18 protein-coding genes are annotated in these 14198 nt (G+C 55.2%); 8 read left to right on the top strand and 10 right to left on the bottom strand.

Features of this window, described 5'->3' with window-relative positions:
- Window position 1 precedes the first annotated feature (1 nt).
- Together ACOTXL_RS17005 and ACOTXL_RS17000 are read right to left on the bottom strand one after the other, a co-directional pair.
- The gene (locus tag ACOTXL_RS17005) at window positions 2–463 is read right to left on the bottom strand and encodes a YjiG family protein (RefSeq protein ID WP_003855935.1); all 462 of its coding nucleotides are present in this window, start codon (window positions 461–463) and stop codon (window positions 2–4) included.
- On the bottom strand, window positions 460–1107 hold the full coding sequence (locus tag ACOTXL_RS17000; protein ID WP_022650246.1) for a nucleoside recognition domain-containing protein: 648 nt from the start codon (window positions 1105–1107) through the stop codon (window positions 460–462). The genes ACOTXL_RS17005 and ACOTXL_RS17000 overlap by 4 nt, the downstream gene beginning before the upstream one ends.
- A 233-nt stretch (window positions 1108–1340) precedes the next feature.
- Here ACOTXL_RS17000 and ACOTXL_RS16995 point away from each other — a divergent pair, with 233 nt between their 5' ends.
- Window positions 1341–1694 carry a DUF4156 domain-containing protein gene (locus ACOTXL_RS16995; protein WP_003855938.1) on the top strand — a complete coding sequence of 118 codons (354 nt, stop codon included), beginning with the start codon at window positions 1341–1343 and terminating at the stop codon, window positions 1692–1694.
- 65 nt (window positions 1695–1759) lie between these two features.
- Here the strand turns inward: ACOTXL_RS16995 and epmB are convergent, their stop codons facing one another.
- Window positions 1760–2788 carry an EF-P beta-lysylation protein EpmB gene (gene epmB / locus ACOTXL_RS16990; protein ID WP_003855939.1) on the bottom strand — a complete coding sequence of 343 codons (1029 nt, stop codon included), beginning with the start codon at window positions 2786–2788 and terminating at the stop codon, window positions 1760–1762.
- A 40-nt stretch (window positions 2789–2828) separates the two neighbouring features.
- Here epmB and efp point away from each other — a divergent pair, with 40 nt between their 5' ends.
- The 3 genes from efp to ecnB all read left to right on the top strand — a co-directional run bounded on the left by efp (window position 2829) and on the right by ecnB (window position 3839).
- A complete protein-coding gene (efp, locus tag ACOTXL_RS16985; RefSeq protein ID WP_003855940.1) occupies window positions 2829–3395 on the top strand; it encodes an elongation factor P in 567 nt (188 codons plus the stop codon).
- Window positions 3396–3452: 57 nt separating this feature from the next.
- Window positions 3453–3584 carry an entericidin A/B family lipoprotein gene (locus ACOTXL_RS16980; RefSeq protein ID WP_045351093.1) on the top strand — a complete coding sequence of 44 codons (132 nt, stop codon included), beginning with the start codon at window positions 3453–3455 and terminating at the stop codon, window positions 3582–3584.
- A gap of 108 nt (window positions 3585–3692) precedes the next feature.
- Window positions 3693–3839, top strand: coding sequence for a lipoprotein toxin entericidin B (gene ecnB / locus ACOTXL_RS16975; protein ID WP_003855942.1), 147 nt, complete (start codon window positions 3693–3695; stop codon window positions 3837–3839).
- 37 nt (window positions 3840–3876) lie between these two features.
- Here ecnB and ACOTXL_RS16970 read toward each other — a convergent pair whose 3' ends face one another.
- Window positions 3877–4476 (bottom strand): helix-turn-helix transcriptional regulator, encoded by a 600-nt coding sequence (locus tag ACOTXL_RS16970; protein WP_022650247.1) that lies wholly within the window; start codon window positions 4474–4476, stop codon window positions 3877–3879.
- Between the two features lie 262 nt (window positions 4477–4738).
- On the opposite strand from ACOTXL_RS16970, the gene sugE reads away from it, so the two are divergent.
- Complete coding sequence (gene sugE / locus ACOTXL_RS16965) at window positions 4739–5056, top strand: quaternary ammonium compound efflux SMR transporter SugE (RefSeq protein ID WP_003855944.1); 318 nt, start codon at window positions 4739–4741, stop codon at window positions 5054–5056.
- Here the strand turns inward: sugE and ACOTXL_RS16960 are convergent.
- Both ACOTXL_RS16960 and ACOTXL_RS16955 read right to left on the bottom strand, forming a co-directional pair.
- On the bottom strand, window positions 5053–5583 hold the full coding sequence (locus ACOTXL_RS16960; protein WP_003855945.1) for a lipocalin family protein: 531 nt from the start codon (window positions 5581–5583) through the stop codon (window positions 5053–5055). The two genes, sugE and ACOTXL_RS16960, sit on opposite strands and share 4 nt — an antisense overlap.
- A 158-nt stretch (window positions 5584–5741) precedes the next feature.
- Window positions 5742–6887 carry a cephalosporin-hydrolyzing class C beta-lactamase ACT-25 gene (locus ACOTXL_RS16955; RefSeq protein WP_045351092.1) on the bottom strand — a complete coding sequence of 382 codons (1146 nt, stop codon included), beginning with the start codon at window positions 6885–6887 and terminating at the stop codon, window positions 5742–5744.
- Between the two features lie 132 nt (window positions 6888–7019).
- On the opposite strand from ACOTXL_RS16955, the gene ampR reads away from it, so the two are divergent.
- Complete coding sequence (gene ampR, locus ACOTXL_RS16950) at window positions 7020–7895, top strand: LysR family transcriptional regulator AmpR (RefSeq protein WP_045351091.1); 876 nt, start codon at window positions 7020–7022, stop codon at window positions 7893–7895.
- A 29-nt stretch (window positions 7896–7924) separates the two neighbouring features.
- On the opposite strand, the gene frdD is transcribed toward ampR, so the two are convergent.
- Genes frdD through frdA form a run of 4 tightly spaced genes read right to left on the bottom strand, consistent with a single transcriptional unit; the run spans window position 7925 to window position 11218 of the window.
- Window positions 7925–8284 (bottom strand): fumarate reductase subunit FrdD, encoded by a 360-nt coding sequence (gene frdD / locus ACOTXL_RS16945; protein ID WP_000609653.1) that lies wholly within the window; start codon window positions 8282–8284, stop codon window positions 7925–7927.
- A gap of 10 nt (window positions 8285–8294) precedes the next feature.
- Window positions 8295–8690 (bottom strand): fumarate reductase subunit FrdC, encoded by a 396-nt coding sequence (gene frdC / locus ACOTXL_RS16940; protein ID WP_023324035.1) that lies wholly within the window; start codon window positions 8688–8690, stop codon window positions 8295–8297.
- 10 nt (window positions 8691–8700) lie between these two features.
- Entirely contained in the window at window positions 8701–9435 is a 735-nt protein-coding gene (locus ACOTXL_RS16935; protein ID WP_003855955.1) for a succinate dehydrogenase/fumarate reductase iron-sulfur subunit, read from the bottom strand.
- Window positions 9428–11218: a fumarate reductase (quinol) flavoprotein subunit gene (frdA, locus tag ACOTXL_RS16930; RefSeq protein ID WP_045351090.1), complete on the bottom strand. Its 1791-nt coding sequence runs from the start codon at window positions 11216–11218 to the stop codon at window positions 9428–9430. The genes ACOTXL_RS16935 and frdA overlap by 8 nt, the downstream gene beginning before the upstream one ends.
- 310 nt (window positions 11219–11528) lie before the next feature.
- Between frdA and epmA the strand changes: the two genes are divergently transcribed.
- Together epmA and yjeM are read left to right on the top strand one after the other, a co-directional pair.
- The gene (epmA, locus tag ACOTXL_RS16925; RefSeq protein WP_003855960.1) at window positions 11529–12506 is read left to right on the top strand and encodes an elongation factor P--(R)-beta-lysine ligase; all 978 of its coding nucleotides are present in this window, start codon (window positions 11529–11531) and stop codon (window positions 12504–12506) included.
- 178 nt (window positions 12507–12684) lie between these two features.
- Window positions 12685–14184, top strand: coding sequence for a glutamate/gamma-aminobutyrate family transporter YjeM (gene yjeM / locus ACOTXL_RS16920; protein ID WP_003855961.1), 1500 nt, complete (start codon window positions 12685–12687; stop codon window positions 14182–14184).
- The last annotated feature ends 14 nt before the right edge of the window (window positions 14185–14198 follow it).

The following is a 14198-nucleotide window of genomic DNA, read 5'->3' as shown; positions in this document are numbered from 1 at the left end:
CTCAGAAGAGTAGTTGCATCACCCACATTGAGAGCAGGGCGTTAATGACGCAGACAGCGATGATGTGCGGATAATACTTCGGGTTGACGCCTGCGGTGCCAAGGCAACGACCCGTGTTTTGCACCGGATTACCCATCAGATAGATGGCGGGCAGCAGGATGGTGGCATCGTGACCGTTGAGCGTGCCGGCAGCGACCAGACTGGCGCAGACCCCCACACCGCCCCCCATGCTCATCACCGAGGCCAGAAGAACCGTTGCCGCCGCACCCGGAAGTCCCCACAGAGCCATGATGGGCTCGCATACCTTGCCGACAATATCCAGCAGGCCGGTTACCTTGAGCGCCTGAATGATAACAAACGCCATGACCACGTTCGGTAGCAGGCTGGTGGTGGCGATGGTAAAGCCGCGGCGGGCGCCATCGATAAACAAGTCCATGATATTTTTACGCGACCGGGCGATCATTTTTCCTCCTGAGCGCAGCGAACTTCCATGTGGGCGATCCACAGTCGCAGAAAGTTGGCGCCAACAAATTTGAACACCAGAATGACGGCAAGCGGCGTGATTACCGGGACGGTAATAAAGGTAAAGAGTGCGGCGCCGGAAGAAAAATAGTTGGTAATAATGGCGCTACCGCTGGTCTGGAAGGTGGCGAAAATGGCGCGCTCATGGTCAGTAATTGCCCCTTCGTTGGTCAACTCTTTGGTCATCCCTGCGGCAGCATCAGTATTTTGCAGGTTGGCGATAAGCGCCAGAGAGCAAATGCCCGGCACGCCGAGCAGCGGGCGCAGAATGGGCGTCATAAGCTGTTGTGCGGCGCGCAGCCCGCCCAGCCCCTCGGTAACGGCAATGATCCCGAGCGATAAAATGACCGAGGGCGCCAGTTCAAGGGCAAACAAAAACCCATCTTTCGCTCCCGTGCCGCCCTCGCCGCGAAACGTCAGCGCACCGTTCACCGGTCCAAAGCTGCCGTTCAGGACGGTAAAATCCAGCACGCGCCACCATTCGGTACTTTTGGCGAAAAAACCTGAGAAAAATACGATGGTGAGCACGAACGCCAGATAGCCCACCCAGGTTACTTTTTCCTCTCCTGAGGATGATGCACTCATGAAACCCCCTTTTTTGAGTCGCGTACAAAAGTTGTACGTCGCATCACTAAAAACGATCGGGGGCTAAAACACGATATCCCAAAGGTTATTATCAGAATTCATTTAAGATGTCGGAGGAGTGCCAGCGGAATCTGGCTCGCAGAAATGCTCAGCATTTTTCTTTTGGTCATCTTTTTAGTATAAGGTTTACACGCGGACAACTACTGTCCAGCTTATTGAAAACGAGGAATAACATGCGCATAAAAGTCTGTGCAGGGATTGTAGGTGCAGCATTGCTGCTGGCGGGTTGTAGCACCAGCAATGAGCTGACGGCAGCGGGCCAGAGCGTTCGCTTTGTGGAAGATAAGCCGGGCAGCGAATGCCAGCTGTTAGGCACCGCCACTGGCGAGCAAAGCAACTGGATGTCGGGGCAGCACGGCGAAGAGGGCGGCTCTATGCGCGGTGCGGCCAATGCCCTGCGTAATCAGGCTGCGGCAATGGGCGGCAACGTGATTTACGGGGTAAGCAGCCCGACGCAGGGGATGCTGTCCAGCTTTGTGCCAACCGCCAGCCAGATGAACGGCCAGGTCTATAAGTGCCCGAACTGATATAACCGTTTGATGGCGCTGCCGCTTTATCTCCAGGGCAGGTAAGCGTAGCGCCACCTGCCTTTTTACTGCTGACGCAGCTGCAAATCCAGCGGCGTCTTACTCGGCTCTCCGCCAATCTCACGTGCCAGCTTCGGCACCATATAACCTGAAACCAGCGTTAACAGCTCGCGCATAATCTTCCGGGCCTCTTCATCTGTCACCATGAAGTGCGCCGCGCCCTGGACGCGATCCAGAACATGCAGGTAATAGGGCATAACGCCCGCATCAAATAAGGCATTGCTGAGATCGGCCAGCACGCGGGCGCTGTCGTTCACGCCGCGCAGTAATACGCTCTGGTTGAGCAGCGTCACGCCTGCCTTTCGCATACGCGCCATCGCCGCACGAAAGTCCGCGTCAATTTCATTCGCGTGGTTGATATGATTCACCAGCAGCACCTGCAAACGGGACTGCTCCAGGCGCGTGACCAGGGCGTCGGTGATACGCGCCGGGATGACGATCGGTAAACGGCTGTGAATGCGCAGACGCTTAATGTGCGGGATGGTCTCAAGCTGAGTCAGCAGCCAGTCCAGCTCATGATCTTTTGCCATCAGCGGGTCGCCGCCGGAAAAGATGATTTCATCCAGTTCCGGGTGCGCCGTGATGTAGTCCAGCGCCACCTGCCAGTTGCGCTTATTGCCCTGGTTTTCGGCGTACGGGAAGTGGCGACGGAAGCAATAGCGGCAATTTACCGCGCAACCGCCCTTAACCAGCAGCAGGGCACGATTGCGGTATTTATGCAGCAAACCCGGTACGACACTGTTCTGCTCTTGCAGCGGATCGGTGCTGTAGCCGGGGGCGGTAATAAACTCATCCTGAGAGGTAAGCGTTTGTTTTAATAACGGATCATCAGGATTGCCCTTTTCCATTCGGGCAACAAACGCGCGGGGAACGCGCAGGGCGAAAAGGCGTTTCGCCTCACGACCTGCACGCAACGCTTCGTGCTGTTCGAGGTCTAAAAGACGCAGCAATTCATCAGGACTGGTGATTACATCGGCAAGTTGCGATAACCAATCTTCTCTGGACGGGGTGTTTAGGGTTACAATATGCGCCATTTTGTGGCTTAGCTACCAGTTAACAAATTTAGAGGGCCTTATGGCAACGTACTATAGCAACGATTTTCGTGCTGGTCTTAAAATCATGATGGACGGCGAACCGTACGCGGTTGAAGCCAGCGAATTCGTTAAACCAGGTAAAGGCCAGGCATTCGCACGCGTAAAGCTGCGCCGCCTGCTGACCGGTACCCGTGTTGAGAAAACCTTCAAATCTACTGACTCCGCTGAAGGCGCTGATGTTGTCGATATGAACCTGACTTACCTGTACAACGACGGTGAGTTCTGGCACTTCATGAACAACGAAACCTTCGAGCAGCTGTCTGCGGACGCAAAAGCGATTGGTGACAACGCCAAGTGGCTGCTGGATCAGGCTGAGTGCATCGTGACCCTGTGGAACGGTCAGCCTATCGCGGTTACGCCTCCGAACTTCGTTGAGCTGGAAATCGTTGAAACCGATCCAGGTCTGAAAGGTGATACCGCAGGTACTGGCGGCAAGCCTGCCACTCTGTCTACCGGCGCTGTGGTGAAAGTGCCACTGTTCGTACAGATCGGTGAAGTGATCAAAGTGGATACCCGCTCCGGCGAATACGTATCCCGCGTGAAGTAATTTACGTCATGATGTAAGGCGCAGCGCCCGCTGCGCCTGATTTTGCAGGCAGGGAAGATGAAACGTACCGTTAAAATTCTGCTTCTGTTAGCGCTCTCCAGCGCAAGTCTCTCCGGTTGCAACACCGCGCGTGGCGTGGGTGAAGATATCCAGGATCTTGGCCATATCATTTCCCATGCGGCCAGCTAATTCCGTCTAATTTTCCTAAAAATTCTTCCTTTTCCGTCAAACGACAAGATCTTGTCTATTCTTAAGTTGCTATACACAAAATAACTTTGGCTATAAAAGGAAGATATTATGGTTAAGAAAACAATTGCAGCGATCTTTTCTGTTCTGGTGCTTTCTTCGGTACTGACTGCATGTAACACCACCCGTGGCGTAGGGGAAGATATCTCCGACGGTGGTAACGCGATTTCTGGCGCAGCAACTAAAGCTCAGAACTAATGAAAGCGACGGTACGGCAGGTCATTTCACCGTACCGTCAATTCTCCACTTCCTGTAGCGATAAAAACGGGGAGTAGCGCGTATCCATATGTAGCTTCATGCGGATATTGCGTTTGTACGTGTACACCGTTTTTCCGTTAATGCGCAGATTGCTGGCAATTTTCTGGTTGCTCGCGCCATCCATCCACAGGCTAAGAACTCTCTCTTCCTGACGCGTCAGTAATGGTGCCGCCATCTCCGGAAGCTCCGCGCTTGCGCATGACGTTAGCGCGTCATTTATCACCGCCGCTAGTTTTTCCAGATCGGTATTTTTGGAAAGAGAAGACCATATCGGGAACTGCGCCAGATAATCTGTCATCTCTTGCTCCTGGCCTGATTGCAGCATAATAAAAGGCAATGTTTCGCTGGCAATCAGCAGGGAGGATAGCTGCTGAAAATGGTGTAAATCCTGCCGGAAGCCAGATAAATCAGCGATGACCAGCGCAGGTTTCCATTGCAGGATATGCTCTCTGGCGAGGAAAAGATTATTTACCCCGGTTACGACGAAATGACCCGAAAACAGGTCTGAATGATTGACCCAGGCTTCAAATCCCGTGCGGGTGAAGTGACAACGGTCAATCAAAAGAATTTTAAACATAAAATTTTCGCAGTCGGCTAGTGGTTTGGCTTCCTGCCATCAGAAAGCCTATCATCATAGAGAAGTCGGATGAGTCATAAATGCCTGAACTCCGTGTCTTACAGAGGCTATTTCTTGCCTTAACATGTTCAGCAGAAAAAGTTTGAAAAAAAATTCCATGCTAACCAAAATATAAGGCGCAACCTCAGCCTTGCGGGACGACCCGTAAGCGCTTCATTCATCGGGGACGGCCCCAACTTGTCGTTAAGTTAAGGAGCCTGATATGTCCTGGATCGTTCTTGTTATTGCCGGTTTGCTCGAAGTGGTATGGGCAATTGGCCTGAAATATACCCATGGTTTTACCCGCCTGACGCCCAGCGTCATCACTATCGCCGCAATGATTGTCAGTATCGTCATGTTGTCATGGGCGATGCGAAGCTTGCCAGTCGGAACGGCTTACGCTGTCTGGACGGGAATTGGCGCGGTAGGGGCTGCCATTACCGGTATTCTGCTGCTGGGGGAGTCTGCGAGCCTGGCGCGCATCGCCAGCCTCGCGTTAATCGTCGCGGGTATCATCGGGTTAAAACTCAGTACCCACTAATGCGGCTGTTTTACCCAGAGTAATTTCGTCACGTCAAACCCTTGCCGGGTCGCTATGTCCAGCATCTGCTGTTTCATTTCCGCCGGGATCGTTGGCGTGCGGGAGAGGATCCACAGATAGTTGCGATCCGGCCCACACACCAGCGCATGGCGGTACTCTCTGTCCAGCGCAATGACGTTATACCCGCCGTAGAATGGGCCGATGAAAGAGACTTTCATGGCCGCGCGGTTAGACGCGCCGGTGAAATAGGCCTGACCAACTGACTGCTGCCACATCTGGCGATCCGGGTTATAGCCGCGGTTAATGACCCGGATCCCGCCGTCATCCATCGCGCTGTAGTTGACCGTGACTTTTTCTAAGCCCCGTTCGAACTGATGGTCCATTCGGGCGATTTCATACCAGGTGCCGAGGAAGCGCTGTGCGTCGAAATTACTGACTACCGTGACGCCAGGCGGAGGAGTAGGGGAACTGCAAGCAACCACTAAAAACGCGGCTGTTACTGCGGCAATAACAGGCAGAATGCGCATAGGAGTTTCCTTACTGTTTTTTGTTAAGTGTAGATGACAGCAGGGAAAATGCGGGAGATTGTGTAGGGTGTTTTGCCGGGTGGCGGCTTCGCCTTACCCGGCCTACAAAGTTCACGCGTTGTGTAGGCCGGGTAAGCGTAGCGCCACCCGGCAATGTTTTACTGAAGCGCCTTGAGGATATGGTATGCCGCCTCAACGCGTGCCGGGTTCGGATAGCTTTTATTCGCGAGCATCACAATACCGATCTGCTTTTCAGGAATAAAGGCCACGTAGCTGCCAAATCCGCCAGTAGAACCCGTTTTATGGACCCAGGACGCTTTGACCGGGGGAGCCGGTGGATTCACTTCTGCCACGGGTAATGGCGCCAGCGCTACCTTACTGTCGCTGCCTTCGACCACCGTGTTGGCCTCCACGGGCCAGTTGAGCATCTCCCAGCCCAGACCCTGATACATTGACCCGATACGCCAGTAGCGCGACTGCGCCAGCGCGATGCCCTGCTTAAGTGAGGCATCGGCAACCTTCTCCGGCGCCATGTTTGCCATGACCCAGTTCGCCATATCCTGCACGTTGGTTTTCACGCCATAGGCTTGTGCATCCAGCATTCCCGGCGAAACGCGCACCGCTTTACCGTCACGATAGCCCCAGGCGTAATGCGCCTCTTCCGCTTTCGGAACGTTAATCCAGGTATGGTCCAGCTTGAGCGGCTTAAGGACCCGCGTCGTCATGGCCTGCTCATAGGGCATGCCAGAAGGTTTGACCGCCAGCGCGCCAAAAAGTCCGATGCTGGCGTTGGCGTAAAGACGCGTTGTGCCAGGCTTCCACTGCGGCTGCCAGTTTTGATAAAAGCGCAGCAGGGAGGCGTTATCCGTGACCTCATCCGGTACCTGTAGCGGCAGGCCGCCAGCGGTGTAGGTGGCGAGATCCAGCATACGAATACCCTGCCACTGCTTGCCTGTCAGCTGTGGCCAGTATCTGGTCACCGGATCGTCCAGCGAAATTTCACCGCGAGCAATGGCATCCCCACCTAAAACGCCGGTGAAGGTTTTACTTATAGAACCCAGCTCGAACAGGGTCTGAGGCGTAACGGGTTTATTCGCCGCGATATCGGCCTTGCCAAACGTGTAATAGTGCGATTTTCCCTGATAAATAACGGCCACCGCCATGCCTGGAACAGACTGGGCTTTCATCAGCGGGGTAACCGTATTCGCGACCACCTCCGCCAGCTGTTTTTCTGATACTGGCGCGGCGAGAGCAGAGCAAGAGAGGCCCAGCAGCAGGGCGCAGCAAAGGGATTTTTTCATCATCAGTAATCTTCCGTAATAGCGAGTCAAGGGGGTGTCCGGGCCCATCAGACAGGCGTAGTCTGTTGGATTTGACTGTGCCTGACAAACGGTTAAATTTAGCATTAGCTGTTAATTTTTCTAACGGAAGAGACCATGACGCGAAGCTATCTCCCCCTCAATTCGCTTCGAGCTTTTGAAGCCGCCGCGAGACATCTCAGCTTTACGCATGCGGCCATTGAGCTGAACGTGACCCATTCAGCCATTAGCCAGCATGTGAAAACGCTGGAGCAGCACCTGAACTGTCAGCTGTTCGTTCGCGTGTCGCGCGGGCTGATGTTGACTACCGAGGGTGAAAATTTACTGCCGGTGTTGAATGATTCTTTCGATCGTATAGCCGGAATGCTGGATCGCTTCGCTAACCATCGTGCGCAGGAGAAGCTGAAAATCGGCGTGGTGGGTACATTTGCCACCGGGGTTTTATTCTCGCAGCTGGAGGATTTTCGCCGTGGCTATCCGCACATCGATCTTCAGCTTTCCACCCATAACAACCGCGTTGATCCGGCTGCCGAAGGGCTTGACTATACGATCCGCTACGGTGGCGGGGCGTGGCACGGCACCGAGGCTGAATTCCTTTGTCATGCGCCGCTCGCGCCGCTGTGTACGCCCGATATCGCCTTCAGTCTGCACAGTCCGGCCGACATCCTCAGGTTTACGCTGCTGCGCTCTTACCGACGCGATGAATGGACCGCGTGGATGCAGGCGGCCGGCGAGCATCCCCCTTCGCCAACGCACCGCGTGATGGTATTTGATTCGTCCGTGACCATGCTGGAGGCCGCTCAGGCAGGGGTGGGCATTGCCATTGCGCCTGTCGATATGTTTACCCATCTGTTAGCCAGCGAGCGCATTGTGCAGCCCTTTGCGACGCAGATTGAGCTCGGTAGCTACTGGCTGACCCGATTGCAGTCCCGGGCAGAAACGCCAGCCATGTGCGAATTTTCCCGGTGGCTGGTGGAGAAGATGAAAAAGTAAAAAGCCCGCCGGATGGCGGGCCTGTTCAGTCAGATGGTGACCACGGCAATCAACGTAACGACCGTCAGAATGGTCGCCAGACCGTAGAAGACCCATTTACCGCTTGGCACATGGATTTTCAGATCGTGCATCGCATGGTGGATACGGTGCAGACCACACCACAGCGGCAGGACGATCATCAGGAAGATGAACACGCGGCCAATAAAGCTGCTCGCAAAGGCCAGTACGCGCTCATAGCTCAGCGCATCGCCCGGGAACAACCCCAGCGGCAGCATGATCCCGACCAGCAGGATAATGACCGGGGCAATAATGGCGCTCCACATGCCGCCTGCGCCAAACAGCCCCCAGAAAACCGGCTCGTCTGAACGTTTTGGATTTGGATTGATCACAGTAGTCTCCTTACCAGAACAGTGCGACAAACAGAATGACCACAGAGACAACTGCTGTCACTGCCCAGAGCCCTTTAATGACCGGCTCTGGCCCCATTTTTTCGCCTTTTACAATGATGTTCGCTGCTTTTGGCGCCAGTTCAAACCAGGTTTTGGTATGAAGCAGCGCGGCGGCGAGCACAATCAGGTTCAGTACTACGATGATTGGGTTTTGCAGGAAGCCCACAAAACTGGCCCAGGCTTCCGGGCCGTGCTTGAGGGCATACACCCCGTACATCAGTTCGAGGCTGAACCAGACCGCGGGAATTGCCGTGCCTTCACGCAGCATATAGAAGCGATAAAACGGCAGTTTTTTCCACCAGGTGGACGGCATTGGTCGCACGTAGGCTTTGCGTTTAGTCGTCATCATGCACTCCTTAGCGTGGTTTCAGGGTAGCGATAAGAAAGTCTTTCGAGCTTTCCACCTTACCCTGCTGAATGGCGGCGGCCGGGTCGACATGCTTCGGACAGACTTCGGAGCAGTAACCGACAAACGTGCAGGTCCAGACCCCGTTCTGGCTGTTCAACTGGGCCATACGTTCTTTTTTGCCGTGGTCGCGGCTGTCTTCGTTATAGCGGTGCGCCAGGGTAATGGCGGCCGGGCCGATAAACTCAGGGTTCAGGCCAAACTGTGGACAGGCGGCGTAGCACAGGCCGCAGTTGATGCAGCCGGAGAACTGATGGTATTTCGCCATCTGCGCGGGCGTCTGAGTGTTTGGCCCCTGATCCGGTGTGCGCGGGTTGCCGATGATGTACGGCTTAATCGCTTCGAGGCTTTCGATAAAGTGGGTCATGTCGACCACCAGATCGCGCTCAATCGGGAAATTGCCCAGCGCTTCAACCTTGATGCCTTTGGTGTAATCACGCAGGAAGGTTTTACACGCCAGCTTTGGCACCTTGTTGACCATCATGCCGCAGGAGCCGCAAATTGCCATGCGGCAGGACCAGCGGTAGCTCAGGTCTGGGGCCAGGTTATCTTTGATATAGCCGAGCGCATCCAGCAGGGAGGTTTGCTCGTCGTAAGGGACTTCATAGAAAGCGCTATGCGGCGCGGCGTCCACTTCCGGATTGTAGCGCACCACTTCAACTTTCAGTTTTTGCATCTCAGCCATTCGCCTTCTCCTTCTTATCGGCGGCTTCTGCTTCTGCACCGTACACGCGTTTCGCCGGTGGCAGCGTGGTGATTTTCACGTCGCTGTAGTCCAGACGGGTGGTGCCATCCGCATCGCGCCAGGCGAGAGTGTGTTTAAGGAAATTGATGTCGTCACGTTCAGTGCAGCCCTCATCCAGACGCTGGTGCGCGCCGCGGGACTCTTTACGCGCCAGGGCGGAATGGGCCATACATTCTGCGACGTTCAGGCCGTGGCCCAGTTCAATGGTATAAAGCAGTTCGGTATTGAATACGCTGGAAGTGTCGGTGATACGCACGCGCTTGAAGCGCTCCTGCAACTCCGCCAGCTTATCGACGGTTTTCTGCATCAGCTCTGGCGTACGGTAGATCCCGCAGCCTTCTTCCATCGACAGCCCCATTTCGTCGCGGATCTTCGACCAGTTTTCGTTACCTTCCTGGTTCACCAGGTCTTTCAGGCGTTTTTCGACGTCTACAACCTGCGCATCCAGCGCCGCGCTGTTAGCTTCACCTGCCGTTGCGGCACGCTCCACCGCACGTTCGCCCGCCATGCGACCAAAGACCACCAGCTCAGCCAGCGAGTTCGAGCCCAGACGGTTTGCGCCGTGCAGACCGACGGAGGAACACTCGCCCACCGCAAACAGCCCTTTGATGCGGGTTTCGCACTGCTGATCGGTTTCGATGCCGCCCATGGTGTAGTGCGCGGTTGGACGCACCGGGATCGGTTCTTTCACCGGATCGACGCCCACATACGCTTTCGCCAGCTCGCAGATAAACGGCAGACGCTCCAGCAGTTTCTTCTCGCCGAGATGACGCAGGTCGAGATGCACCACGTCGCCGCGCGGCGTTGAGATGGTGTTGCCTTTGCGCCACTCGTGCCAGAAAGCCTGAGAGACTTTGTCGCGAGGGCCGAGTTCCATGTATTTGTTTTTCGGCTCGCCAAGTGGGGTTTCCGGACCCATGCCGTAATCCTGCAAATAGCGATAGCCGTTTTTGTTGACCAGAATTCCGCCTTCGCCGCGGCAGCCTTCCGTCATCAGTATGCCGGAGCCCGGTAGGCCGGTTGGGTGATACTGGACGAACTCCATATCACGCAGCGGGACGCCGTGGCTGAGCGCCATGCCCATACCGTCACCGGTGACGATGCCGCCGTTGGTGTTGTAGCGGTATACGCGGCCCGCGCCGCCCGTTGCCATCACCACCGCATTAGCGCGGATCTGGACAAGCGTGCCTTCCATCATGTTCATCGCCACCAGTCCGCGCGCATGACCGTCGTCGACCAGAATGTCGAGAACGAAATGTTCGTCAAAGCGCTGGATTTGTGGGAACTGGAGGGAGGTCTGGAACAGGGTGTGCAGCATGTGGAAGCCGGTCTTATCGGCGGCAAACCAGGTGCGTTCGATCTTCATGCCACCGAAGCGGCGGACGTTGACGCTCCCGTCCGGACGGCGGCTCCACGGGCATCCCCACTGTTCCAGCTGGGTCATCTCCGTTGGGCAATGGTGCACGAAGTAATCAACGACATCCTGTTCGCAAAGCCAGTCGCCCCCTGCAACCGTGTCGTGGAAATGGTATTCGAAGCTGTCATGATCCTGCGCGACGGCAGCGGATCCTCCTTCTGCGGCTACCGTGTGGCTGCGCATCGGATAGACTTTTGAAATCAATGCGATTTTAGCGTTCGGATTGGCTTGTGCCGCAGCAATTGCAGCGCGTAATCCAGCCCCGCCAGCGCCTATTACGGCAAGATCGGCTTGAAAAGTTTGCACGACATTCCTCCAGATTTTTGTTTTCCCGCAACGCGATGAGCTAAAGGACGTTCACCTGCCCGAACGGGCGATTGCGGAAGCGATTCCACTGCTCCTTTATGGGTAAAACAGTATAACCGCGTAGAAGGGAGGGAAATTTGACGTGTTCGATTTTTTTGCTGTTCTGTGCGGTGATTTATCATCGTGATTAATGAATGGCGTCACAGTATTTCTCTGTGCAATGAAAAGGGACTTTTACTGTGCAAAATTTGTCTCTGCCCCGGCTTGCGAGTAGACTTCGTGCCCTTGTCTGAAAACGGAGAAATAACTCATGAGCGAAACGGCCACCTGGCAGCCGAGCGCATCCATTCCAAACCTGCTAAAGCGCGCAGCAATTATGGCGGAGATCCGCCGTTTCTTTGCCGACCGCGGCGTCCTGGAGGTGGAAACGCCGTGCATGAGTCAGGCGACGGTCACGGATATTCATCTGGTCCCGTTTGAAACCCGTTTTGTTGGCCCAGGCCACTCTCAGGGCATGAATCTGTATCTGATGACCAGCCCGGAATACCATATGAAGCGTCTGCTGGCGGCCGGGTGTGGTCCGGTCTATCAGCTGTGCCGTAGCTTCCGTAATGAAGAGATGGGCCGACACCATAATCCGGAATTCACCATGCTGGAGTGGTACCGCCCGCACTACGACATGTATCGTCTGATGAACGAAGTCGACGATCTGCTGCAACAGGTGCTGGATTGCGCGGAAGCTGAAACGCTCTCCTATCAGCAGGCCTTCCAGCGCCATCTGGAAATCGATCCGCTGTCGGCTGATAAAACACAGCTGCGTGAAGTGGCGGCAAAACTGGATCTGAGCAATGTGGCGGATAACGAAGAGGACCGCGACACGCTGTTGCAACTGCTGTTCACCTTTGGCGTTGAACCGCAAATTGGTAAAGATCGCCCGACGTTTGTCTATCACTTCCCGGCCAGCCAGGCCTCGCTGGCGCAGATCAGCACCGAAGATCACCGCGTGGCGGAACGGTTTGAGGTGTACTTCAAAGGCATTGAGCTGGCGAACGGTTTCCACGAGCTGACCGACGCGCGCGAACAGCAGCAGCGTTTCGAGCAGGATAACCGCAAGCGCAACGCGCGCGGTCTGCCGCAGCAGCCGATTGACACCAACCTGCTGGAAGCGCTTAAGGCCGGTTTGCCGGACTGCTCCGGCGTGGCGCTGGGTGTGGATCGTCTGGTCATGCTGGCGCTGGGTGCCGAGCAGCTGGGCGATGTGATTGCCTTTACGGTCGATCGCGCCTGAAAAAATGCCGGGTGGCGCTGTCGCTTACCCGGCCTACTCGGTCATTTAACTCTGCCACATTAAAAACTGCTCTTTTCGCTATAGACGGGTCTTTTTCTTAAATTGCCTCGGATAGCCACAATATTTGTCTGGTCATCTGCTACCATCCGCGCAGTTTAATTCCGTTTCGGATGGTTATATGTCTCACTCACTCAAAAAAATGACCCTTACCGGGCTCATTCTGATGATTTTTACGTCAGTCTTTGGCTTTGCCAATAGCCCGTCCGCGTTTTATCTGATGGGCTACAGCGCGACGCCGTTTTATATCGTTTCCGCTCTGTTCTTCTTTATCCCGTTTGCGCTGATGATGGCGGAGATGGGCTCGGCGTACCGGAAAGAAGAGGGTGGCATCTATTCGTGGATGAACAACAGCGTCGGTCCGCGTTATGCGTTTATCGGTACGTTCATGTGGTTTTCATCCTACGTCGTCTGGATGGTCAGCACGGCGGCCAAGGTCTGGGTGCCGTTCTCAACGTTTCTCTTCGGTGCGGATAAAACGCAGGTCTGGTCTCTGGCGGGGCTGAGCTCCACGCAGGTGGTCGGTATTCTGGCGGTGTGCTGGATGGTGGTGGTCACGCTGGTGGCCTCGAAAGGCATCAACAAAATTGCCCGTATCACTGCCGTTGGCGGTATTTCCGTGATGTGCCTGAACCTGGTGCTGCTGCTGGTCAGCATCGCCATTCTGTGCCTGAACGGCGGGCATTTCGCACAGGAAGTCAACTTCGTTTCATCGCCTAATCCGGGTTACCAGTCCGGACTGGCCATGCTCTCCTTCGTGGTGTTTGCCATCTTTGCTTACGGTGGAATTGAAGCCGTGGGCGGCCTGGTCGACAAAACCGAAAATCCGGAAAAGAACTTCGCCAAAGGCATTATCTTTGCCGCCATCGTCATATCCATTGGCTACTCACTGGCGATTTTCCTCTGGGGCGTCAGCACCAACTGGCAGCAGGTACTGAGCAATAACACTACCAACCTCGGCAACATTACCTACGTGTTGATGAAAAGCCTGGGGGTGACGCTGGGCAACGCCATGGATCTCGCGCCGGAAACGTCGGCCACCCTGGGGATCTGGTTTGCGCGGATTACCGGTTTGTCGATGTTCCTCGCCTATACTGGCGCGTTCTTCACGCTGATCTACTCGCCGCTGAAAGCGATTATTCAGGGGACGCCAAAGGCGCTGTGGCCTGCACGTATGACTCAGCTGAACGCTGCCGGTATGCCTGCCAACGCGATGTGGATGCAGTGCATGCTGGTGTGCGTGTTCATTCTGCTGGTGTCCTTCGGCGGTGATACCGCGTCGGCGTTCTATAACAAGCTGACCCTGATGGCAAACGTATCGATGACGCTTCCGTATCTGTTCCTGACCCTGGCGTTCCCGTTCTTTAAGGCGAAGCAGGATCTGGAACGACCGTTTGTGATCTTCAAAACCCGTGCGGCGACGCTGCTGGCGACCACTGTTGTGGTGCTGGTCGTCGCGTTCGCCAACATTTTTACCGTCATTCAGCCCGTTGTTGAGGCAAATGACTGGAACAGCACGCTGTGGATGGTTGGCGGACCGATCTTCTTCTCGCTGCTGGCAATGGGGATTTATGAGCATTACCGTCGTCGCTCGACGGCCTGTGTAGCAGAAGTGGCATAAAGGATTGACCCCCT

The sequence above is a fragment of the Enterobacter cloacae complex sp. IR5402 genome (assembly GCF_049238125.1).
Classification (GTDB): domain Bacteria; phylum Pseudomonadota; class Gammaproteobacteria; order Enterobacterales; family Enterobacteriaceae; genus Enterobacter; species Enterobacter hormaechei_C.
This window is presented reverse-complemented; position numbering and strand designations above follow the sequence as displayed.

What these genes read in the sequence shown, in the direction of transcription:
- ACOTXL_RS17005 (WP_003855935.1), bottom strand. Translation starts at nt 463, where the DNA reads ATGATCGCCCGGTCGCGTAAAAATATCATGGACTTGTTTATCGATGGC.
- ACOTXL_RS17000 (WP_022650246.1), bottom strand. Translation starts at nt 1,107, where the DNA reads ATGAGTGCATCATCCTCAGGAGAGGAAAAAGTAACCTGGGTGGGCTAT.
- ACOTXL_RS16995 (WP_003855938.1), top strand. Translation starts at nt 1,341, where the DNA reads ATGCGCATAAAAGTCTGTGCAGGGATTGTAGGTGCAGCATTGCTGCTG.
- epmB (WP_003855939.1), bottom strand. Translation starts at nt 2,788, where the DNA reads ATGGCGCATATTGTAACCCTAAACACCCCGTCCAGAGAAGATTGGTTA.
- efp (WP_003855940.1), top strand. Translation starts at nt 2,829, where the DNA reads ATGGCAACGTACTATAGCAACGATTTTCGTGCTGGTCTTAAAATCATG.
- ACOTXL_RS16980 (WP_045351093.1), top strand. Translation starts at nt 3,453, where the DNA reads ATGAAACGTACCGTTAAAATTCTGCTTCTGTTAGCGCTCTCCAGCGCA.
- ecnB (WP_003855942.1), top strand. Translation starts at nt 3,693, where the DNA reads ATGGTTAAGAAAACAATTGCAGCGATCTTTTCTGTTCTGGTGCTTTCT.
- ACOTXL_RS16970 (WP_022650247.1), bottom strand. Translation starts at nt 4,476, where the DNA reads ATGTTTAAAATTCTTTTGATTGACCGTTGTCACTTCACCCGCACGGGA.
- sugE (WP_003855944.1), top strand. Translation starts at nt 4,739, where the DNA reads ATGTCCTGGATCGTTCTTGTTATTGCCGGTTTGCTCGAAGTGGTATGG.
- ACOTXL_RS16960 (WP_003855945.1), bottom strand. Translation starts at nt 5,583, where the DNA reads ATGCGCATTCTGCCTGTTATTGCCGCAGTAACAGCCGCGTTTTTAGTG.
- ACOTXL_RS16955 (WP_045351092.1), bottom strand. Translation starts at nt 6,887, where the DNA reads ATGATGAAAAAATCCCTTTGCTGCGCCCTGCTGCTGGGCCTCTCTTGC.
- ampR (WP_045351091.1), top strand. Translation starts at nt 7,020, where the DNA reads ATGACGCGAAGCTATCTCCCCCTCAATTCGCTTCGAGCTTTTGAAGCC.
- frdC (WP_023324035.1), bottom strand. Translation starts at nt 8,690, where the DNA reads ATGACGACTAAACGCAAAGCCTACGTGCGACCAATGCCGTCCACCTGG.
- ACOTXL_RS16935 (WP_003855955.1), bottom strand. Translation starts at nt 9,435, where the DNA reads ATGGCTGAGATGCAAAAACTGAAAGTTGAAGTGGTGCGCTACAATCCG.
- epmA (WP_003855960.1), top strand. Translation starts at nt 11,529, where the DNA reads ATGAGCGAAACGGCCACCTGGCAGCCGAGCGCATCCATTCCAAACCTG.
- yjeM (WP_003855961.1), top strand. Translation starts at nt 12,685, where the DNA reads ATGTCTCACTCACTCAAAAAAATGACCCTTACCGGGCTCATTCTGATG.